Here is a 22,310-nt window from a genome sequence, read left to right as displayed (position 1 = left end):
TAGTTCGGTCGCCAGTTCGAGGGTGACAACACCGACGCCATCGCGGGCAAGCCCGCGATGACGTCAGAACAAACGATTAATTTCTTTCGGCTAAAAACGCCAACAACGCCTCGGTCACAAACTGCGGATTCTCCAGATTGGAAATATGCCCTGCCTCTGGCACCAACACATACGGGCAACCGATCAACTCGGCCATTTCCTTCGTTTCCGACGGCGGCCGCGGTTTGTCCTGATCGCCGCACATCACCAGCGTCGTTTCAGAATTCAACTCGCCCAGACGCGGCAACAGATCATCCCGTCCAAAGGTAATTCGCCCCATCGGCACCACGCTTTCACGCAGACGCTCCGGCGGCAACGCAGCCAGTTTCGCGCGGAAATCCTGATACAGCGCCGACTGCGGATCGATCCCCGGACGGAAGAAGATCGGCACCACGATGTCGAGCAGCTGCGGCGCGATCACGCCGGTGTCTTCGATCTGTTTGAACAGCGAGAAATAGTATTGGCGAGTCGGTTCCGGCTCGACGCCGAGGTAGGTGTCCATCAACACCAGGCCGTTGATCCGCTGTGGCGCTGACAGCGCCAGTCGCACGCCCCACATGCCACCGACCGACAGACCGACCAGCGTGACACGATCGACGTCCAGATGATCGAGCAGCGCCAAGGCCTGGCGGGCGATGTCATCCAGCGATCGGGTGTTTTCGGGAAGTGGGCCGGATTCACCGTGGCCCCACAGGTCCAGCGCAATGACCCGGTAGTGTGGCGACAGCGCAGCAATCTGCGGTGCCCACATGGCCTGGTCCCACAGGTAGCTGCCGGCCAGCAATACTGCCGGACCGGTGCCTTGATCGATGTAGTGAAGGGCTTGTCCGTCAACGGTTACGAAGGGCATTGACTGTCTCCTTTGTGAAGCAAATTCAACAAAAAAAGCAGTGGCAGCCTGAGCCGGTCCGAAGCGACAGTCAACGCGCAAATTCGCGCAAATTTCGATGACGCCATCGCGAGCAGGCTCGCTCCCACAGGTTTGGTGTCGATCATAAAAATTGCGAACGACACAAATCCTGTAGGAGCGAGGCTTGCCCGCGAAGAGGCCCGCACAAACGCTAGAAAATCAAAGCCCCTCCAGCTCCGCCATCAAGTCATTGAGGCGATCCACCTTCTCCTCGGTGATATCACTCGCCGCCAACCCGTCGATGTACTCGGCCAACTCCGACACCGTGCTGCACTCGAACATCGCCCGCAATGGCACATCACGTTGCAGGGTTTTCTGCACCCGCGAAGCGATCTGCGTCGCCAGCAACGAATGCCCACCCAGCTCGAAGAAGTTGTCCTGAACACCCACCTGCTCGACCTTCAGCACTTCAGCCCAGATATCCGCCAGCGTCTGCTCCAGCTCAGTTCGCGGCGCCTGATAATCCTGGCTCTGCAACTGGCCGATCTCCAGCGCCGGCAGCGCATTGCGGTCGAGTTTGCCGTTGGCATTGAGCGGCATCCGCTCCAGCCACAACCAGTGCAGCGGCACCATGTATTCCGGCAGTTCGGCGCGCAGGCGTTGCTTGATGCGCTCCAGGCGCTCGGTCGGGTTCAGCGCCGAGTCAGCCGCCACCAGGTAGCCGACCAGGTGCTTGCCGTTCACGCCTTTCTGCACACCGACCGCTGCTTCGCGCACTTCCGGCTGCTCATGCAGACGCGCTTCGATTTCACCCAGCTCGATGCGGTAACCGCGAATCTTCACTTGATGGTCGATGCGCCCGACGTATTCCAGCACGCCGTCACTGCGACGACGAGCCAGGTCGCCAGTGCGATACAGACGATCCCCCGGCGCGCCGAACGGGTTCGGTACAAACACCTGGGCGGTGCGCAGCGGATCGCTGACATAACCGCGCCCGACCCCGGTGCCGGCGACGCACAACTCGCCCACCGCACCCAATGGCACCAGGTCCAGCGCGCCATCGAGCAGGTATAAACGGTTGTTGTCGGTCGGCGTACCGATCGGCAGATAACTGCCACGGGGCGAGGCCATGTCAACGCGGAAGAACGCCACGTCGTCCGAGCATTCCGCCGGGCCATAGGCATTCACCAGCCCGATATCCGGGTAGCGCAGCAGCCATTGATGCGCCAGTTCCGGCGGCATCGCTTCACCCGTCGGCAGCATCCAGCGCAGGCCGTCGAGGCTCATGCGTTCCTGGGCGAGCATGCCCTGAATCAGCGACGGCACGCTTTCCAGCACCGTGATGCCCTGGGCCGACACGTGCGCCAGCAACCCTTGCGGATCGTGGGCGATGGTGTTCGGGACGATGTCCACCCGTGCCCCGAACAGCGGCGCGGCGAGGAACTGCCACACCGAAATGTCGAAGCTTTGCGAAGCGGTCTGGGCGATCACGTCGGCATCGCTGAGATTCAGGTACGGCACCTTGCTCAACTGGTTGTTGAGCATGCCGCGCTGCTCGACCATCACACCTTTCGGCAAACCGGTGGAACCCGAGGTGTAGATCACATAGGCGAGGTTGTCCGGGCCGCTGTAAATCTGCGGATTCGCCACCGATGCAGCGCTCGCCTGCACGTCTTCCCAGACCAGCAACCTCGGCCGATTGGCGCAACTGAACTCATCCAGTAGCGCGACCGCCTGCTCTTGACAGGCCTGCGTGCAGACCAGCAACGGTGTGCGGCTCAGGTCGATGATCCGGCTCAGACGCTGGCTCGGCAGCCCCGGGTCCAGCGGCAGATAACCGGCGCCCGCCTTGAAGCTGCCGATGATCATGCCGAGCAGATCGAGGTTGCGTTCAGCCAGCAACGCCACCGGTTGATCCAGCCCGACCCCGGCCGCGATCAACGCATGACCGAGGCGGTTACTGCGTTGGTTCAGCTCGACATAACTGTGTTGCTGATCCAGGCAACTGGCGGCAATCCGCTGCGGATGCTGAGCGACCTGCGCTTCGAACAAGGCGACATAGCTTTGTTCCAGCGGGTAATCGTGCTCACTCTGATTGCAACCGTGGATCAGGAAGTCCTGCTCCTCGGCGCCCAGCAAAGGCAAGTCCGCCATGTCGCCATGGAAACCGTCGACCAGCGCCAGCAGCAGACGCTTGAACTCACCCAGCATGCGCTCGACGGTCGATTCGTCGAAATAACGCTGGTCGTAAGACAGGTGCAGCCCCAGGTCATCGCCCGGATAGCAGACCGCCGTCAGCGGGAAGTTGGTGTGCGTGCGGCCCGAATCCGACGTGGCATTAAGGCTTTGCGCACGGTCCAGCACCGAGACTTCCACCGGGGCGTTTTCGAACACGAACAGGCTGTCGAACAGCGGTTGGCCTTTAGGCAGTTCGCTGTTTTCCTGAATGCTCACCAGCGGCAGGTATTCGTACTCGCGCAGTTGCATGTTGCTATCGAGCAAACCGCTCAACCACTGACGCACGCTGCAACGCTGATCGTCTTCGGGCATTTTCACCCGCAGCGCGATGCTGTTGATGAACAGCCCGACGGTGCGCTGCATCTGCGGCATGTCCACCGGACGCCCGGCCACCGTGACGCCGAACAGCACGTCGCGATCACCGCTCAAACGCCGCAGCACCAAGGCCCACGCCGCTTGGGCGAAAGTGTTGATGGTCAGCTGATGCGCCTGCGCCAGTTCCCGCAGTTGCGCACCGTCACGGGCATCGAGACGGGTGTAACGGTCACCGACGATCATGCCGCCGCTTTCACCGGCATGTTCACGCAGGAACGGTCGGTCGCTCGGGATCGGCGTGGTCCGCTCGAAACCTTGCAGGTTGGTTTTCCACCACTGCCGCGCCTCGGCCAGGCTCTGGCGTTGCAGCCAGCCGATGTAATCGCGATAACGCGGCGGTACGGCGAGTTGCGCTTCGCGACCTTCGCCGAGGGCGGTGTAGATCTCGAAGAAATCGTTCATCAACAGCGAGCGGCACCAGGCATCGATGAGGATGTGGTGGTTGCTCATCATGAACCAGTAACGCGCCGCGCCGACCTTGATCAAGCGCAGGTGGAACGGCGCCTGGTTAAGCAGATCGAACCCGGCTTCGCGCTCGCTTTTGAGCAGCGCTTGCAGTTTCGGCTCCTGCTCGGCTTCGGCAATTTCCGTCCAGTCGAGGACCTCGATCGGCGTGCTGCCGGGTTTGTGGATCACCTGCAACATGTCTTCGCCGACGTTCCAGCAGAACGATGCGCGCAGCGCTTCGTGACGGGCGATCACCGCTTGCCAGGCCTGGGCGAATCGCTGCGGGTCGAGTTCGCTGTTGATGCGGTAGCGGTCCTGCATGTAGTAGAGACCGGTGCCCGGTTCCAGCAAGGTGTGCAGCAGCATGCCTTCCTGCATCGGGGTCAGCGGGTAGACGTCTTCGATGACGGCGGCCGGAATTGGTAGCGCATCGAGTTGTGGTTGAGTCAGTCTGGCCAACGGGAAGTCCGACGGCGTCAGGCCGCCGGCATCGTCCTGCAAGCAATGCTCGATCAGGCTTTGCAGTTCTCCCAGGTAAGCGTTCGCCAGGTCGGTGATGGTTTGCGAGTCATGGCGTTCGGCGCTGAAGGTCCAGCGCAGCACCAATTCACCGCCATACACTTGGCTGTCAACGCTCAGTTCATTGGGTAGCGGCGCATGCGGATCGTGGGCCGCGCCGACCGGTTCATCCAGCGGACGGAACAAGGCGTCCGCACCGAAGCTCTGGTCGAACTGACCGAGGTAGTTGAAGGTGATCGGCGCCACCGGCAATCCGGCCAGGGTCTGACGACTCTGATCATCGGCCAGGTAACGCAACACGCCATAACCCAGGCCTTTGTGCGGTACGGCGCGCAGTTGTTCCTTGATCGCCTTGATCGAGGCGCCCTGCCCGTTCGCCGGCACGAGGCGTAATGGATAAGCGCTGGTGAACCAGCCGACGGTGCGGGTCAGGTCGATTTCGTCGAACAGGGTTTCGCGGCCGTGGCCTTCGAGTTGAATCAGCGCCGATTCCTGTCCACTCCAGTTGCACAGCACACGGGCCAACGCGGTCAGCAGCAGGTCGTTGACCTGGGTGCGATAGGCACTCGGCGCCTGTTGCAGCAATTGGCGAGTCCGCTCGGCATCGAGGCGCACGCTGACGGTCTGCGCATGCCGGTTCTGCCGACCGCCCTCGGGACGATCACACGGCAATTCGGCGTTCGGCCCGGCCAGTTGCGACTGCCACCAGCTCAGTTCTTCACGCAGGGATTCGCTGCCGGCATAGGCCTGCAAACGGGCGGACCAATCCTTGAACGCACTGGTTTTCGCCGGCAGTTTGACCGACTGCTGGGCGTCCAATTGACGGTAGACGGTTTGCAGATCGTCCAGCAGCACCCGCCACGAAACACCGTCCACCACCAGGTGGTGAATGGCGATGAACAGCCGTTGTTCGCCCTCGGGACCATTGACCAGCAGCACGCGCATCAGCGGCCCGTGTTCGAGGTCGAGGCTGCGCTGGGCATCGGCGAACAGCGCGGCGCATTTGTCCATGGACGAAACACGCACTTGCCACAGCACTGGCACGTCGGAAATCGCCTGATGCTCGGCGCGCCATTGCGCGTCGCTGCGGGTGAAACGCAGCCGCAAGGCATCGTGCTGCTCGATCACCGCCAGCAGCGCTTGCTCCAGGCGATGGGGTTCCAGCGCGACGGTCGGCTCCAGCAGCAATGCCTGGTTCCAGTGCTGACGCTCAGGAATCTCCGTATCGAAGAACCAATGCTGGATCGGCGTCAGACGCGATTCGCCGGTGAGCAGGCCCTGTTCGGCAGTGACTTGTTCGGTGCGGGTCGCCACGGCGGCCAGGGTCTGCACGGTCTGGTGCTGGAACAGGTCACGCGGACTGAAATGAATGCCCTGCTGCCGCGCACGGCTGACCACCTGGATCGACAGAATCGAATCGCCGCCCAGTTCGAAGAAGTTGTCGTTGAGTCCCACTTGCTCGACGTTCAGCACTTCGCACCAGATGCCGGCCAAGGTCAGTTCCAGCTCGCTGCTCGGTGCCACGTAGTGCTGACGGTTGAGTTCCGGGTCCGGCGCCAGCAAAGCGCGACGGTCGAGTTTGCCGTTGGCGGTCAGCGGCATGCTGGCGAGCAGGATCAGGTGCGTCGGCACCATGTAATCCGGCAGTTGCGACTTGAGGTAATGCTTCAAGGCTTCGCGCAGTGCCGCTTGTTGGGTTTCGTCCTGCTCGGCGATGTCGGTCACCAGATAGCCGACCAGTTGTTTGCCACTCGGTGCGTCGAGGGCCAGAACCACGGCTTCGCGGATCGACTCATGCTCCAGCAGACGGGTTTCGATCTCGCCCAACTCGATGCGGAAACCACGAATTTTCACTTGATGGTCGATGCGACCGAGGTACTCCACCAAACCATCGGCACGCTGGCGCACCAGGTCGCCGGTGCGATACAGACGCCCACCATCGGCGGCGAACGGATCAGCCACGAATCGCTCGGCGGTCATGCCCGGACGCTGGTGATAACCCTGCGCCAGACCGGCACCGCCGATGTACAACTCGCCGGTCGCGCCTTGCGGCACCAAGGCCAGGTCCGCGTCGAGGATGTACGCCACCCGCGCGCCGATCACGCTGCCGATCGGCACGCTGCCCAAACCTTCTTCAAGCTGTTCCGGCGCGAGACTGGCCAATGGCATGACCACGGTTTCGGTCGGGCCATAGGCGTTGAAGAACAGGCTCGGCTTGAACGCCGCACGAATTCGCGTCAGGTGTTCGCCGGTCAGGGCTTCGCCGCCGGTGATGCACATGCGCACCGGCAAGGTTTCGCCCTGGGTCGCCAGCCACTGCGCCAATTGGCTGCCGTAACTTGGGGTGAAACCGAGGATGTTGATGTGGTGGCGACGGATCAGCCCGCAGATTTCTTCCGCGTCCCATTGGCCTTGGGCACGCAAAACCACTTGCGCACCGCTCAACAGCGGCACCAGCAAACGCTCGGTGGCGGCGTCGAAGTTGATTGAATAGAAATGCAGTTCGCAATCGTCCGGACGCATGCCGAAACGCTTGATCACCGCGCGACAATGCATGGCGATTTCACCGTGGGACACCACCACGCCTTTCGGCTTGCCGGTGGAGCCCGAGGTGTAAATCAAGTACGCCTGATGCTGCGGCAGGCTGATAAACGGCAGTTCGGTGGCCGGGTAATGGGCCAACGCGGCGGCGTCCTCTTCGAGGCACCAACGGCCAACGGTTGCCGGCAATTCGCCGAGCGCGTCGAACATTGCCGCGTCGCTGAGCAGCAAACCGAGGCCGCTGTCTTCGATCATGTAGTGCAGGCGATCAAGCGGGTACTCCGGGTCCAGCGGCACATAAGCACCGCCGGCCTTGAGGATCGCCAGCAAGCTGACGACCATTTCCAGCGAACGCTCAAGCGCCAGGCCAACGCGAACCTGCGGGCCGACACCGCGCTCGCGGAGCATCCAGGCCAGGCGATTGGCACGGCTGTCGAGTTCGGCGTAGCTCAGGGTTTGACCGGCGAAGGTCAGGGCCGGCGCGTCCTTGCGGGCCAGCGCCTGCTCGCTGAACAGGTGATGAATGCACTGGTCAAGGCGATGTTCGCCCGGTTCGACGCCAAGGCTGTCCAGTAGCTTTTGCTGTTCCGTGGCTTCGAGCAACGGCAGTTCGCTGAGGCGCTGTTGCGGATCGGTCAGCAGCGCTTCCAGCAAATTACGCCAGTGCCCGGCCATGCGCGCAATGCGCGGTTCATCGAACAAATCGGTGCTGTAAGTCAGGCAGCAACCCAGTCGATGATCGAGGTCGGTGACTTCCAGGTTGAGGTCGAACTTGGTCGCCCGGGCATCGTTGGCCAGGTACTCGACGGTCATACCGGCCAGCGTGCGGCTTTGCTGGAACTCCCAGCGCTGTACGTTGCACATCACCTGGAACAGCGGGTTGTAGGCGGCGCTGCGCGGAGGCTGCAAGGCTTCGACCAAGTGATCGAACGGCAGGTCCTGATGGGACTGGCCTTCTATCGCCGTGTGGCGAACCTGCTCGAACAATTCGCCGATGGACATCTGCCCGTCGAGCTGGCAACGCAACACCTGGGTGTTGAGGAACGCCCCGATCAGCCCTTCGCTTTCCGGGCGAATCCGGTTGGCCACCGGTGCGCCGATGCGCAGGTCGGTCTGGCCGCTGTAGCGGTAAAGCAGCACGGCCAGCGCGGCGGTCATGGTCATGAACAGGGTCAGGCCGTTTTGCGCGTTGAAGGCGCGGACCCGGGCGGCGAGGTCATCGCTCAGGTCGAAACGGAACAATTCACCCTGATGGCTTTGCACCGGCGGACGCGGACGGTCGGCGGGCAATTCGAGCAGCGGATGTTCGCGGCCCAGTTGCGCGGTCCAGTAGTCGAGCTGGCGCTGACGTTCGCCGGACTCCAGCCACTGGCGCTGCCAGACGCTGTAGTCGAGGTACTGCACCGGCAGCGGTGCCAGCGGTGATTCGCGGTCATCGACGAACGCTTCGTACAGCGCGCTCAGTTCCCGGGCGAAGATGTCCATCGCCCAGCCTTCGGTGACGATGTGGTGCAGGGTCAGGACAAAGTAGTGCTCCTGCTCGGCGGTTTTCACCAGACAGGCGCGCAACAGCGGACCGGTTTCCAGATCGAACGGCAGGTGTGCTTCATCGTCGGCCAGTTGCTGCACACGCTGCTCGCGGATGTCAGCGGCCAGTGTCGAAAAATCCTTCCAGTCCATGCGCACGCCCGTCTCGGCATGCACCTGCTGACGGGCCACGCCGTCGACGCTCGGGAACGTAGTCCGCAGGGTTTCGTGCCGCATGATCAGCGCTTGCAACGCCGCTTCGAAACGCACGACATCGAGTACACCGCGCAACCGCGCCATGCCGCCGACGTTGTAGGCCGGGCTGTCCGGCTCCATCTGCCAGAGGAACCACATGCGCTGCTGGGAATAGGACAGCGGCACCGGTTGGTTGCGGTCGACTTTCTCGATCGGCGGTTGCTGGTTGGTGTTGCCGCTGGCCTGGATCAATTGCACCTGTTCGGCGAAGGCGCCCAGCTCGCTGTTTTCGAACAGCGCACGCAGCGGCAACTCGACGTCACAGGCCTGACGGGTACGGGAAATGATTTGCGTGGCCAGCAACGAATGGCCGCCGAGGGCGAAGAAATCGTCGCGCAGGCCGATCTGCGCAAGGCCCAGCACTTCGCGCCAGATGCCGGCGATTTGTTGCTCCAGCGCCGTCACCGGTTCGACGTGTTCGCGCACTTGCCATTGCGGTTCGGGCAAGGCTAGACGGTCGAGTTTGCCGCTCGGGCTCAGGGGCATTTCGTCCAGGCGCATCAGCTGCGCTGGGACCATGTATTCGGGCAGTTCAGCCGCCAGTGCGGTTTTCAGGCGTGCGGTTTGCGCGTCTTCGGTTTCGCTGGTTTCGGTGGCGGTGTAGTAACCGATCAACTGGCCACCGGCAGCCGTTTCGCGCACCAGCACCACGGCTTGGGCAACGCCCTCCTGGGCCAGCAAACGGGCTTCGATTTCTTCCGGTTCAACCCTGAAGCCGCGCAGCTTGACCTGCTGATCGAGGCGACCGAGGTATTCGATCACGCCATCGGCGGTCCAACGTGCGCGGTCGCCAGTGCGGTACAGACGCGCGCCCTGCTCGCCCAGTGGATCGACGACAAACCGTTCGGCAGTCAGGCCCGGACGGCCCAGATAGCCACGGGCCAGGCCGATGCCGCTGATGCACAGCTCACCCGGCACACCGGCCGGTACCGGGTTGAGGTCGCTGTCGAGTACACGGCACAGCACGTTGCCCAACGGACGGCCAATCGGCGAGCGCTCGCCATCGGCGCGGGTGCAGTGCCAATGGGTGACGTTGATTGCGGTTTCGGTCGGGCCGTAGCGGTTGTGCAGTTGCACGGCCGGCAACTGTTCCAGCACGCGGTTGCGCAGTTCAGCAGGCAAGGCTTCGCCACCGGAGAACACCCGGCGCAGGCTGGTGCATTCGGCGGTCAGCGGCTCATCGATGAACAGCGAAAGCAGCGGCGGTACGAAGTGCAGCGTGGTCACGCCGTATTGCTGGACCAACTGCGCGATGCGATGCGGATCGCGGTGCTCACCGGGGCCGGCAATCAACAAGCGCGCCCCGGTAATCAACGGCCAGAAGCACTCCCACACCGACACGTCGAAACTGATCGGGGCTTTTTGCATCAGCACGTCGGTGTCGTTCAAACCGTAGGTGTTCTGCATCCATTGCAGGCGCTCGGCGAGCGCCGCGTGGGTGTTGCCGACACCCTTGGGTTGACCGGTGGAACCCGAGGTGTAAATCACGTAGGCCAGGTTGTCGCCGTGCAGGTGCAGGCCCGGTGCCTGGCTCGGCCAGTTCTCCAGATGCAAGGCGTCCATGGCGATCACGCTGACGCCGTCGGTGGCCGGCAATCGATCCAGCAATTGGGTCTGGGTCAGCAGCAACTCGACGCCACTGTCACTGAGCATGTAGGCCAGGCGCTCAGCCGGATAATCCGGGTCCAGCGGCACATAGGCGCCACCGGCCTTGATGATCGCCAGCAGGCCGATCAGCAATTGCGGCGAACGTTCGGCGGCGATGGCCACGCAGACATCCGGGCCGACACCTTTGTCGCGCAGGTAATGGGCCAGACGGTTGGCCTGGGTGTGCAGCTCGGCGAAATCGAGGCTGCCGCCGTCCCACATCAGCGCGATGCGTTCCGGGGTCTGGCGCGCCTGTTCGTTGAGCTGTTCCGGCAACCATTGGCTGGCCGGTGCGCAGGGTGCGGCGCTCCAGGATTTTTGTCGATCGTGTTCGCTTGGGGTCAGCAGTGGCAGGTCGCCGATGGCGGTGGACGGTTGTTCGCAAACGGCCCGCAGCAGGTTGCTGAAATGCTCGGCCAAGCGCTGGATGGTCGACGCGTCGAACAGCTCGCTGGCGTAGTCGAAGGACAGGCTCAGGCGACCCTTCTGGTCTTCTTCGCTGTGCAGTTGCAGGTCGAACTTGGCTTCGCGGCTGTGCCACGGCAGTTCTTCGGCGAGCAATCCAGGCAGGCGGCGCAGTGCGCTCAAATCCCGCTGCTGGTGGTTGAACATCACCTGGAACAGGCCTTGCTCGCGAGCTTGCGGGAAGGCTTCGAGCAGTTGTTCGAACGGCAGATCCTGATGCGCTTGTGCGCCCAGCGCGGCCTGGCGGGTTTGCGCCAACAGTTCCACGAATGACAGGCGCGAATCGACCTCGGCACGCAGCACCTGGGTGTTGATGAAGAAGCCGATCAGCCCTTGGGTTTCCAGGCGCGGGCGGTTGGCATTCGGCACGCCGATGCGGATGTCACGCTGACCGCTGTAGCGCTGCAACAGACTCTGGAACGCGGCGAGCAACAGCATGAACGGCGTCGATTCATGCACCTGGGCGGTCTGGCGAATGGCATCGCTCAAGGTCGCGGCCAGCTCTATCGAATGGCGGGCGGCGCTGTGAATGTGCTGCGCCGAGCGCGGGTGATCGGTGGCCAGGTTCAGGGTCGGATGTTCGTCACCCAACTGTGCTTTCCAGTAGGCGAGTTGACGCTCGCCCTCCCCTTGCGCCAGCCATTGACGCTGCCAGCTGCCGTAGTCGGCGTATTGAGTTGGCAATGCGGGAAGCGTGGCTTTTTGTCCCTGGGAGGCAGCGGCATACAGGCGCGAAAACTCGTCGATCAGCACATTCAGCGACCAGCCATCGGCGATGATGTGGTGCATCGTCACCAGCAGTTGATGGTCCTCGTCGTCGAGGCGCACCAGCGTTACCCACAGCAGCGGGCCTTTCTCCAGATCGAACTGGGTGCGGGCTTCGTCCTCACGGATTTGCAGCGCGCGGGCTTCACGCTCCTCGGCGGGCAGGTCGCTGATGTCGATCAATTGCAGGTTGAATTCGCCCGCCGCATCGACCTGTTGCAGCGCCACGCCATCACGTTCGAAGAAGCGAGTGCGCAGGGACTCATGACGCTCGATCAGTTGCTGGAAACTGGCGCGCAAGGCGTCTTCGTCCAGCTCGCCACGCAGGCGCAAGGCACCGGGAATGTTGTAGGCGCTGCTGTGCGGGTCGAGTTGCCAAGTGATCCAAAGACGGTTTTGCGCCAGGGATTGCGGGATCGGTTCGTTGCGCGACAGCGGGGTGATCGCGCCCTGGGCCAGGCCGCCATCGTGTTGTAACTGAGCGACAGCGGCGGTGAACGCGCCGAGGGTTGGCGCTTCGAAGAGCAGGCGCAGGTTCAGCTCCAGACCCAGCGCTTCACGCAGCCGCGCAACCACTTGAGTGGCGGCGATGGAATTGCCACCCAGCAGGAAGAAGTGGTCGTCAGCGTTGACCTGTTTGACCTGCAGTTGCTCGCTCCAGATCTGGCCGATCAGGGTTTGCAGTTCGGAACCTGATTCGGTTTTGGATTCGCTTTGAACGTCTGCCGACGGGAACAGCGCATAGCTGTCGAGGCTGCCGTCCGCCAGACGATTGCGGCAGGCCGAGCGTTGCAGTTTGCCGCTTGAGGTCTTGGGCAATGCGCCCGGATTGAGCAGCACCACCACGCTCGGCGCTTCCTGATACGCCTCGGCCACGGCCTGGCGGATGGCTTTGATCAACGCTTCGGGCGGGAGAATTTTTTGCACGCTGCGGCTGATTTCCGCGGCGATGCCGATGCCCTCCTGACCGTCGATGTTGACCGCGAAAGCGGCGACGCGACCTTTGCGCACCACTTCCACTTCGCGTTCGACGGTCTGTTCGATGTCCTGCGGGTACAGGTTGTGACCACGAACGATCAGCATGTCTTTCAGGCGCCCGGTGATGAACAGCTCACCGTCACGCATGAAACCCAGGTCGCCAGTGCGCAGCCAGGTCCGGTCGTTGTGCCGGACGAAAGTCTTGGCGCTGGCCTCGGGGTTGCGCCAGTAGCCATGGGCGATGCTCGGCCCGGCGGCCCAGACTTCGCCGATTGCGTTATCGGCGAGTTCATTGAGCGCGACCGGGTCGACAATCAGCACCGCGTGATCCAGCTGACTGATCCCGCAACTCATGATCGCGCTGCCTTCGCCGGCCTCTGCACGGTTTTGGGCCAAGGCTTGATCGTCCACGCGTAGGTTGCCAATGCCCTGACCGCGCGGGGTTCCGGCGACGAATAAGGTGGCTTCGGCCAACCCGTAAGACGCCATGAAACTGTCGGTGGTGAAACCGCACGCCGCGAACTTCTCGCCAAAGCGATCCAGGGTGTCGAGACGAATCGGTTCGGAGCCGGAATACGCCACGCGCCAGCCGCTCAGGTCGAGGCGCTCCAGTGCCGATTCGCTGACACGCTCGCTGCACAGGCGATAGGCGAAATCGGGGCCGCCGCTGATGGTGCCGCCGTATTCGCTGATCGCTTCCAGCCAGCGCAATGGCCGACCAAGGAAGTACGCCGGCGACATCAACACGCACGGCACGCCGCTGAAAATCGGCTGCAACAGACCGCCGATCAGGCCCATGTCGTGGTACAGCGGCAGCCAGCTGACGATCACATCATCCGGGTTCAGATCGATACCGAAGCCACGACGGATCAGCAGTTCGTTGGCTACCAGGTTGCCGTGGCTGACCTGCACGCCTTTGGGCAACGCGGTGGAGCCGGAGGTGTATTGCAGGAAGGCGATGTGGTCGTCCGCCAGGTTCGGCTCGGCCCAGCGGCCGGCCAAGGCACCGTCGAGGGTGTCGACGCACAGCAGCGGCGGCGCACCTTCAATCTGCAGCAAGGCGTCGCGCAGGCCGGCGCTGGTCAGCAGCAGGCGCGGCTCGGCATCGCTGATGATCGACAGCAGGCGTTCCTGGTGATGACGTTTAGCCGACTCCGGCGGATAAGCCGGCACCGCGATCACCCCGGCGTACAAGCAGCCAAAAAACGCCGCGACGTAATCCGGGCCACTGGGGAACAGCAGCACGGCGCGATCGCCGAATTCAGCCTCGGCCTGCAACGCACCGGCAATGGTTCGCGCTCTCTGATCCAGCTCGCGATAACTGAGCACCACAGCCTGATCCGGGGTGTCGGCGAGAAAACGCAAGGCCACCCGATCCGGCGTCAGGGCCGCGCGGCGCTGGAGGGCTTGGACCAGATTGCTTGGGAGTTCGAACGCGTCGGTCATGAGGTTTCCTGCCTGAATTCGGCTTGCAAATGGAATCGGTTTTCTTACGTCATGCCCACTGAAGGGCATGCAGGACGCGGTCTTCGCCGACTGCGCAAGGCATTGGGAATGCGGTTATGGCCGGGATTTACCCGGCACCTTTCACCAATGAGAACGGATGACGTCTTGAAATAATTAGTCGGCCGGCTTGATCGCCAGCGGGGCTGGCCTGCGACAGCGTGTCGCAGTTCTCACTCCGCACCTCTGAGGAGCATTAGTTCTCTTTCTCAATTGACAATCATTATCATTCAGAATAATTTGTCGCTCGATGTGTAGGACGGCTCCCCCCCGCCGCCCCACCAACCTATTGGCAGCAAGGTGATTTCCATGACGGAACAAGTATCCACAAGCAGGTGCGATTCACCGCTACTTCAGGCCTTCGTCGACAACCGACTGATTCTGGTCAAGATTGCAGCGCGGATTACCGGCTGCCGGTCGCGTGCTGAAGACGTGGTCCAGGATGCGTTTTTTCGGCTGCAATCGGCGCCGCAAATCACGTCGTCCTTCAAGGCTCAGCTCAGTTATCTGTTCCAGATCGTGCGCAACCTGGCGATCGACCACTATCGCAAGCAGGCGCTGGAGCAGAAGTACTCCGGGCCGGAAGAGGAAGGTCTGAACGTGGTGATTCAGGGTGCTTCACCGGAAACCTCGCACATCAATTTCTCGACCCTGGAAAACATCGCCGATGCACTGACGGAGCTGCCCAGCCGCACCCGTTACGCCTTCGAGATGTACCGCCTGCACGGCGTGCCGCAAAAGGACATCGCCAAGGAACTCGGCGTCTCGCCGACCCTGGTGAACTTCATGATTCGCGATGCTTTGGTGCACTGCCGCAAGGTGTCGGGCAATCGTGTGGATACCTTTGCCCGTCGCTAAGATCTGAAATTTGCGGTGACCCCAATCGCGAGCAGGCTCGCTCCTACATTTGATCTTTGGTGTTCACTGGAGATCCAATGTAGGAGCGAGCCTGCTCGCGATGGGGCACTCAAGGTCAGGGCAAACCTTGAGCCATAAGCATCACGCCAGTGCACACCGATCAAAAAACTGCTCCCGCCCCAGCATCATCAACGCCGCGCGTTTATGCGGGAAGTCGAACTCTTTCTCGCAGTGGTAACCCTGGTTCTGCATATACCCGATCATCTTCCCGTTGTCGGCACGAGGCTCGGCGACCACTCGCTGAGTGCGCGGATCATCGAGAAACAGGAAATGCGTCAACGCCGATAACCAGCTCGCCACCTTGTGCGGACCGCGGTGATTTTCTTCACCCACCAGCATGTGGATACCACGGTCGTAATCGCCGACATCATAGAACGGCGCGATGCGATCTTCTTTGGCCCAATAGGCTTCGAAATAGGCGAACGGCTGATCATCGAAACAACCGATCAGGGTCAGGGTGTGAGGATCGGCTTCGAGTTTGCTCAGGTACTCGCGGTGCTGCTCAAGGCTGCCTTCCTCCTGCCAGAAACTCGCGACCCGCGGGCTGTTCTGCCAGCGATTGAAACGCGCCAGGTCCAGGTCGATGTCCAGCGTGCGCAGGGAAATCCAGGTACCGAGCCGCGCGTCGAAGCGCCGATAGACTTCACCCCGGGGTTTTAACGGGCGCAGCGGATGACGCTTGCCGCCACTGATGACCATGCGCTGGGGATAACTGGCTGCCGGCGACTTGCCTAGCCAAGGCTGGGGCAATTGCCAGAACAGCGTGCGTTCGCAGCGGTATTGGCCGGCCGTGTCGGTGGGAGTCAGCAAACCGCTCGCCAAAGCGTCGGCGGGCGACTGCTGCAGTTGAAAACTCAGGTGCTGGCACGCCGGATCACGGGCAAAAAGCCAATAGCAGGCGGCCCAGAGCGCCTGTCCCTCAGGCGTGTCGAAGCGCTTTTCGACCTGCACCTGCACCTCGGGTTCGCGAGTCAGGCGCAGCTCGATCAGCGGCTGCCCTTCCAGGCTGAGGTGCAGGCGGCTCTCGGTTTCATCAGCTACAAGACGGCTTCCGTCGGGCAAGGCCAGGGCAGTCAGGTCATTCAGATTGGGCATGGGTCGGGCTCACGATAATCGTCGACAGTTCAACCATGTGACGTGAGCCGGGGCAGGAAATTTAAGTGAAGTCGCGAATGACGCGACCTGCGGCGCCCTTCAGGGTTTGGGCACCGGCACCACCGCAATCTTGTACGGATCGAAAATCTTCAGCATCTGCCCATTGTCCCGCAACCCTTGCAGCAACTTGCCGAATGCAACGCCAGTGATCGGCGCTTCCGGACGCAGGATCGCGTAGTGGTGATAGACCTGATCGATGCGTTGGGACACCAGCAGCTGATCGGCCACTTGCTCGTTGCGCAGCAGGTAATCGCTCAGGTAGGAGCGCGTCACCAGAGCAATGTCTGCCCGCCCGCGCAGCACCATCAGCAGGTTGCTGTCATGGGAATAGGTCAGCGTGGCGTCGTAGTTCTGCGCGAGGAATTTCGGGTCGGCATTGAAGTTGGCGAACTCGTAGTGATAGCCGCTGAACAGCGCCAGACGCTTGCCGGTGAGGTCGGCAAAATAGCTTTGCTGGCGAGCGGGCTCACGTTGCGCGACGAAAATCTCGGCGTCTTCAAGCCCCATGTCGACGCTGGTGTGGGGAATGTCCTTCCAGCCCCAGTCCGGGTTCTCGAAAATGGCCATGTCGACCCGACCTTGCTTGAAATCACCGAATCGCCGGGGAATCGAAGTCGGCACCAGAACGAACTGATAGTCGCTCTGCAATTGATTCAAGGCTTCCACCAATTGCGGCAGCAGGCCAGTGTCGGCACCGGATTCCGGGCGCACGGTATAAGGCGGGAAATGTGCGGCACCGACCCGCACCAGCTGCGCAGCCTGGGTCGGCAACACCCAAACCACCGCGAGCGACGCCAGCAAAAGCCGCGTGGCCGTCCTAATTGGCGAAGACATCAAAACAACCCACTCCCCAAAAAATACCCATCAATGCATTCAAGCTAGGCGGTTTCGGCCACTTAGCCAGTTTCCTGCTGATTCATGACAACTTATTACTTTTCTTCGAGGACAAGAATCAATGCTTCATCGGCCAATTGATCGAGGCTCATGCTGCCGCCGGCACGAAACCAGGTGGTGGTCCAGGACAACGCACCCGTCAGAAACCGACGCGTGATGAACACATCGCCACGGATAAAACCGGCGTCCTTGGCTTCACCCAACACCTGCAGCCAAAGCGCTTCGTAAATATCGCGCAGCGCCAGCACCTGCGCCTGCCCGTCTTCGGACAGCGAACGCCATTCGTACACCAACACCGCCATGGCCTCGCCGCTGCCGCCCATGATCGACTGCAATTCGCAGCGAATCAGCGCCAGCACCCGCTCGCGCACATTGCCGGCCTCGGCCAGGGCGGCGCGCATCAACGCCGTGTTGTAGCGAATGGTTTCCTCCATCACCGCCCGCAGGATCTCGTCCTTGCTTTTGAAGTGATGAAAAATGCTGCCCGACTGAATGCCAACGGCGCCGGCCAGATCGCGCACCGTGGTGCGTTCATACCCTTTGTTGCGGAACAGGTGAGCCGCCACTTGCAGCAGTTTGCCGCGGGCGCTGTCAGGGTCGGTCAATTGGCCGTTATCGACCAATTCGCGCATCACCCCCAGGGCTTTTTGCTCGTCCACCCGTTCTCTCCTACAGTCGATCAATCAAATGCGCCGCCGCCGCTAAAACAGCGGGGTTGCGCGGGCAATTTAAGCTGGCGACGGCAACCAAGCAAGCGCTCGGGCAGAAGATATTTCAGCCGTTTACAAACCAAGCGCTTGCTTGGTAGTCTCGATGCACTTCTGTCGGAGGTGGTTATGGAATTGACTGCGCCTGAAACAATTCGCATCGGATGCGCCAGCGCGTTCTGGGGCGATACCTCGACCGCCGCCGCGCAACTGGTACACGGTGGGCAACTGGACTATCTGGTCTTCGACTATTTGGCCGAGATCACGATGTCAATCATGGCCGGCGCACGGATGAAAGATCCGCAGGCAGGCTACGCGGGCGACTTCATCGAAGTTCTCAGCCCACTGCTGGGGCAACTCGCCGAACAAAAAATCCGCGTCATCAGCAACGCCGGCGGGGTCAATCCACAGGCCTGCGCCGCTGCCTTGCAAGCTGCCTGTGACAAGGCCGGGGTGGCACTGAAGATCGCCGTGTTGTTGGGCGACGACCTGCAACCGCAGTTCAAACAGCTGAGCAGCCGCGGCCTTCATGAAATGTTCAGCGGTGCGCCCCTGCCGCCGATGTGCGTGTCGACCAACGCCTACCTCGGCGCACCGGGTATTGTCGAAGCCCTTCGCTTGGGTGCCGACATCGTCATTACCGGGCGCGTCGTCGACAGCGCGGTGGTCAGTGCCGCGCTGGTGCATGAATTCGGCTGGTCCTGGCATGACTACGACAAACTGGCCCAGGCTGCATTGGCCGGGCACATCATCGAATGTGGCGCCCAGTGCACCGGCGGCAATTTCACCGATTGGCGCGACGTACCCGATTACGAACACATCGGCTTCCCCATCGTCGAAGTCAGCGCCGACAGCCAGTTCATCGTCAGCAAACCCGAGGGTTCCGGCGGCCTGGTCACGCCGCTGACCGTCGGTGAACAGATGCTCTATGAAATCGGCAACCCCCAGGCCTACCTGCTGCCTGACGTGGTCTGCGATTTCACCCAGGTCAAACTCGTGCAACAAGGTAAAAACGCGGTTCAGGTGCATGGCGCAAAAGGCTTGCCGCCCACCGATCAGTACAAGGTCAGCGCCACGTATCCGGATGGTTTCCGCTGCACCGCCAGTTGCCTGATCGCCGGAATCGATGCAGTGGCCAAGGCCGAACGGGTCAGCCAGGCGATCATCAACAAGACTTCGGACATCTTCAGCCAGCGCGGCTGGGCGCCCTACAGCGAAGTGAACATTGAACTGCTGGGCAGCGAGGCCACTTACGGCCCCCACGGCCAACGCCAGGACAGCCGTGAAGTGGTGATCAAACTCGCGGTACGCCATCCGAGCAAACAGGCGTTGATCGTGTTCTCCCGGGAAATCGCCCAGGCCGCCACCGGCATGGCGCCGGGGTTGACCGGGATTGTCGGCGGACGGCCGACGGTCTATCCGCTGATCCGGCTGTTCTCGTTCCTCATCGACAAAACCGCCTGCACGCTGGACATTGATCTACAGGGACAGCGCCATCCGTGCGCCCTGCCCGCCGTCGATGTGCTCGACCCGGATGACTTGCCCGTTCCGTTCGACCCGCCGCAACCCACAGGCCGCGCCGATGCCAGCGTGGCCCTGATCAAGCTCGCCGTGGCGCGCTCCGGCGACAAGGGCAATCACAGCAACATCGGGGTCATGGCCCGTGAGCCCGAATACCTGCCATGGATCGCCGAAGCCCTGACACCCGAGGTGATGGTCGACTGGATGAGCCACGTCCTCGACCCGATTCACGGTCGTGTCGAGCGTTGGTATTTGCCCGGCACCCACAGCTTTAATTTTCTCCTGGAAAACGCCCTCGGCGGCGGCGGCGTGGCCAGCCTGCGAATCGACCCGCAAGGCAAAGCCTTCGCCCAGCAGTTGCTGGACATCCAGATTCCGGTGCCCCAGCGCATCGCCGACCAGGTCAACTAGAGGACTGTCGCCATGGCATACGATTCGATTTTCAAAGCCGATGTGTTTGCAGGCCAAAACATCATCGTCACCGGTGGCGGCAGCGGCATCGGTCGGTGCACCGCCCATGAACTGGCGGCACTCGGCGCCCACGTGCTGTTGGTCGGACGCAAGGCTGACAAGTTGAAAAGCGTCGCCGCCGAGATCGCCGAAGACGGCGGCAAGGCGGATTGGGCCACCTGCGATATTCGTGAAGAAGAAGCGGTCAAGCATCTGGTCAGCGAGTTGATTCGCAAGCATGGCCCGATCCATGGGTTGGTCAACAATGCCGGCGGGCAATACCCGTCGCCGCTGGCCTCGATCAATCAGAAGGGTTTCGAAACCGTGATGCGCACCAACCTGGTGGGCGGTTTCCTGATGGCCCGGGAAGTGTTCAACCAGTCGATGAGCAAACACGGCGGCGCCATCGTCAACATGCTCGCCGACATGTGGGGCGGCATGCCCGGCATGGGCCACTCGGGCGCAGCGCGTTCGGGCATGGACAACCTCACCAAGACCGCCGCTTTTGAATGGGGCTATGCCGGGGTGCGGGTCAACGCGGTGGCGCCGGGCTGGGTGGCCTCGAGCGGCATGGACACCTACGAAGGCGCGTTCAAAGCAGTGATTCCGACCTTGCGCGAACACGTGCCGCTCAAGCGCATCGGCACTGAATCCGAAGTCAGCGCGGCGATCGTTTTCCTGCTCAGCCCGGCGGCGGGCTTCATCAGTGGCAGCACGCTGCGCATCGATGGAGCGGCGAGCCTGGGTGGTCGGGCATGGCCGATTCACAAGGCGCAAAACAGTGAGTCGTATAACGGTTTTCACCGCGCCTACCTTCCTGATGTGCTCAAGGACAAGGAATAAGTCATGCCGGTGATCCAGTCCCACCTAGATCCGTTCAGCGAACAGTTCGCCCAGAACCGCTCCGCAATGCTGGTCGGCATCGAGCAGGTCCGCCAGCTCGAACAAAACCTGCTGAACAAGGCGGCCGAAGCCAAGCCCCGATTCGACAAACGCGGCCAGTTGCTGCCCCGTGAACGCCTCAATCTGCTGCTCGACCCCGGCGCGCCGTTCCTTGAACTGGCGAGCCTGGCCGGCTACAAATTGCACGACGACAAGGACGGCAACTCAGCCGGTGGCGGCTTGATCGCCGGGATCGGCTACGTGTCCGGCGTGCGGGTGCTGGTGGTGGCGAACAACAGCGCAATCAAGGGCGGGACCATTTCCCCCAGCGGCCTGAAAAAGTCCCTGCGCCTGCAACAGATCGCCATGGAAAACAAACTGCCGGTGATCACCCTCGCCGAGAGCGGCGGCGCCAATCTCAATTACGCCGCAGAGATTTTCGTCGAAGGCGCGCGCAGCTTTGCCAATCAGGCGCGGATATCGGCCATGGGGCTGCCGCAGATCACTGTGGTCCACGGCTCGGCCACGGCGGGCGGGGCTTATCAGCCGGGACTATCGGATTACGTGGTGGTGGTGCGCGGCAAGGCGAAGCTGTTTCTGGCCGGCCCGCCGCTGCTCAAGGCCGCGACCGGAGAAGTCGCCACCGATGAAGATTTGGGCGGCGCCGAGATGCACGCGCAAACCGCCGGCACCGCCGAATACCTGGCCGAGAATGATGCCGATGGCGTGCGTCAGGTGCGCGAGATCGTCAGTCTGCTGTCGTGGGATGCACGGCTACCGGTGGCGCCCGCCCGGTACTGGGAAGACCCGCTCTACCCGATCGACGAGCTGCTCGGGCTGATTCCCGACGACCCGAAGAAGCCCTATGACGTGCGCGAAATTATCGCGCGGATTGCCGACGGCTCGAGCTTCCTTGAATTCAAAGGTGAGTTCGATCAGCAGACCATTTGCGGGCATTTACACATCCAGGGCCGCGCCTGTGGATTCATCGGCAACAACGGCCCGATCACCCCCAAGGGAGCGAGCAAAGCAGCGCAATTCATTCAGCTGTGTGACCAGAGCCGGACGCCGCTGCTGTTTTTCCATAACACCACCGGGTTCATGGTCGGCACCGAATCGGAACAGCAAGGCGTGATCAAGCATGGCGCAAAGATGATCCAGGCGGTGGCCAACGCCCGGGTGCCTAAACTGACCATCGTCGTCGGCGGCTCCTATGGCGCCGGTAATTACGCGATGTGCGGTCGCGGCCTCGACCCGCGTTTCATCTTCGCCTGGCCCAACAGCCGCACCGCCGTCATGGGCGGCGCCCAGGCCGGCAAGGTGCTGCGAATCGTCACTGAGGCCAAACAGCTCAAGGACGGCTTGGTGCCCGACCCGAAAATGCTCGACATGCTGGAACAGGTCACCGCGCAGAAACTCGACAGCCAGTCCACCGCGCTGTATGGCAGCGCCAACCTGTGGGATGACGGGCTGATCGACCCACGGGATACCCGGACCTTGCTCGGTTACTTGCTGGATATCTGTCACGAGGCCGAAGTGCGGCCGCTGCAAACCAACAGCTTCGGGATCGCAAGGTTTTAGTTGATCGTTCCCACGCTCCGCGTGGGAATGCAGCCCGGGACGCTCCGCGTCCC

General features: G+C 62.1%; 9 protein-coding genes. 4 read left to right on the top strand and 5 right to left on the bottom strand.

The genetic code is table 11. The features are described from left to right. Positions 1 to 76: 76 nt before the first annotated feature. Positions 77 to 889 (bottom strand): alpha/beta fold hydrolase, encoded by an 813-nt coding sequence (locus tag ACIQV9_RS17815; RefSeq protein ID WP_403103971.1) that lies wholly within the window; start codon positions 887 to 889, stop codon positions 77 to 79. A gap of 219 nt (positions 890 to 1,108) precedes the next feature. After that, complete coding sequence (locus ACIQV9_RS17810; RefSeq protein ID WP_403103968.1) at positions 1,109 to 14,092, bottom strand: non-ribosomal peptide synthetase; 12,984 nt, start codon at positions 14,090 to 14,092, stop codon at positions 1,109 to 1,111. 366 nt (positions 14,093 to 14,458) lie between these two features. Between ACIQV9_RS17810 and ACIQV9_RS17805 the strand changes: the two genes are divergently transcribed. Next, entirely contained in the window at positions 14,459 to 15,007 is a 549-nt protein-coding gene (locus ACIQV9_RS17805; protein ID WP_010461205.1) for an RNA polymerase factor sigma-70, read from the top strand. Between the two features lie 141 nt (positions 15,008 to 15,148). On the opposite strand, the gene ACIQV9_RS17800 is transcribed toward ACIQV9_RS17805, so the two are convergent. The 3 genes from ACIQV9_RS17800 to ACIQV9_RS17790 all read right to left on the bottom strand — a co-directional run bounded on the left by ACIQV9_RS17800 (position 15,149) and on the right by ACIQV9_RS17790 (position 17,775). Beyond that, complete coding sequence (locus ACIQV9_RS17800; protein WP_403103964.1) at positions 15,149 to 16,162, bottom strand: GNAT family N-acetyltransferase; 1,014 nt, start codon at positions 16,160 to 16,162, stop codon at positions 15,149 to 15,151. Positions 16,163 to 16,261: 99 nt separating this feature from the next. Beyond that, positions 16,262 to 17,056: a substrate-binding periplasmic protein gene (locus ACIQV9_RS17795; protein ID WP_403103962.1), complete on the bottom strand. Its 795-nt coding sequence runs from the start codon at positions 17,054 to 17,056 to the stop codon at positions 16,262 to 16,264. A gap of 95 nt (positions 17,057 to 17,151) precedes the next feature. Next, positions 17,152 to 17,775 carry a TetR/AcrR family transcriptional regulator gene (locus ACIQV9_RS17790; RefSeq protein WP_403103959.1) on the bottom strand — a complete coding sequence of 208 codons (624 nt, stop codon included), beginning with the start codon at positions 17,773 to 17,775 and terminating at the stop codon, positions 17,152 to 17,154. Between the two features lie 177 nt (positions 17,776 to 17,952). Between ACIQV9_RS17790 and ACIQV9_RS17785 the strand changes: the two genes are divergently transcribed. The 3 genes from ACIQV9_RS17785 to atuC are packed head-to-tail and all read left to right on the top strand — an operon-like array spanning position 17,953 to position 22,257. Continuing rightward, the gene (locus ACIQV9_RS17785; RefSeq protein ID WP_403103956.1) at positions 17,953 to 19,755 is read left to right on the top strand and encodes an acyclic terpene utilization AtuA family protein; all 1,803 of its coding nucleotides are present in this window, start codon (positions 17,953 to 17,955) and stop codon (positions 19,753 to 19,755) included. 12 nt (positions 19,756 to 19,767) lie between these two features. Beyond that, positions 19,768 to 20,637: an SDR family oxidoreductase gene (locus ACIQV9_RS17780; RefSeq protein ID WP_403103954.1), complete on the top strand. Its 870-nt coding sequence runs from the start codon at positions 19,768 to 19,770 to the stop codon at positions 20,635 to 20,637. Positions 20,638 to 20,640: 3 nt separating this feature from the next. After that, positions 20,641 to 22,257: a geranyl-CoA carboxylase subunit beta gene (gene atuC, locus ACIQV9_RS17775; RefSeq protein WP_403103951.1), complete on the top strand. Its 1,617-nt coding sequence runs from the start codon at positions 20,641 to 20,643 to the stop codon at positions 22,255 to 22,257. Positions 22,258 to 22,310 lie beyond the last annotated feature (53 nt).

The organism is Pseudomonas sp. NPDC099000, assembly GCF_044759925.1.
Taxonomy (GTDB): domain Bacteria; phylum Pseudomonadota; class Gammaproteobacteria; order Pseudomonadales; family Pseudomonadaceae; genus Aquipseudomonas.
The sequence above is the reverse complement of the archived record's forward strand: the minus strand, read 5'-3'. Positions and strand labels throughout refer to the sequence as shown.

Bases quoted from the DNA above. Each gene is read 5' to 3' on its own strand.
- ACIQV9_RS17815 (WP_403103971.1), bottom strand. From the start codon at position 889: ATGCCCTTCGTAACCGTTGACGGACAAGCCCTTCACTACATCGATCAA.
- ACIQV9_RS17810 (WP_403103968.1), bottom strand. From the start codon at position 14,092: ATGACCGACGCGTTCGAACTCCCAAGCAATCTGGTCCAAGCCCTCCAG.
- ACIQV9_RS17805 (WP_010461205.1), top strand. From the start codon at position 14,459: ATGACGGAACAAGTATCCACAAGCAGGTGCGATTCACCGCTACTTCAG.
- ACIQV9_RS17800 (WP_403103964.1), bottom strand. From the start codon at position 16,162: ATGCCCAATCTGAATGACCTGACTGCCCTGGCCTTGCCCGACGGAAGC.
- ACIQV9_RS17795 (WP_403103962.1), bottom strand. From the start codon at position 17,056: ATGTCTTCGCCAATTAGGACGGCCACGCGGCTTTTGCTGGCGTCGCTC.
- ACIQV9_RS17785 (WP_403103956.1), top strand. From the start codon at position 17,953: ATGGAATTGACTGCGCCTGAAACAATTCGCATCGGATGCGCCAGCGCG.
- ACIQV9_RS17780 (WP_403103954.1), top strand. From the start codon at position 19,768: ATGGCATACGATTCGATTTTCAAAGCCGATGTGTTTGCAGGCCAAAAC.
- atuC (WP_403103951.1), top strand. From the start codon at position 20,641: ATGCCGGTGATCCAGTCCCACCTAGATCCGTTCAGCGAACAGTTCGCC.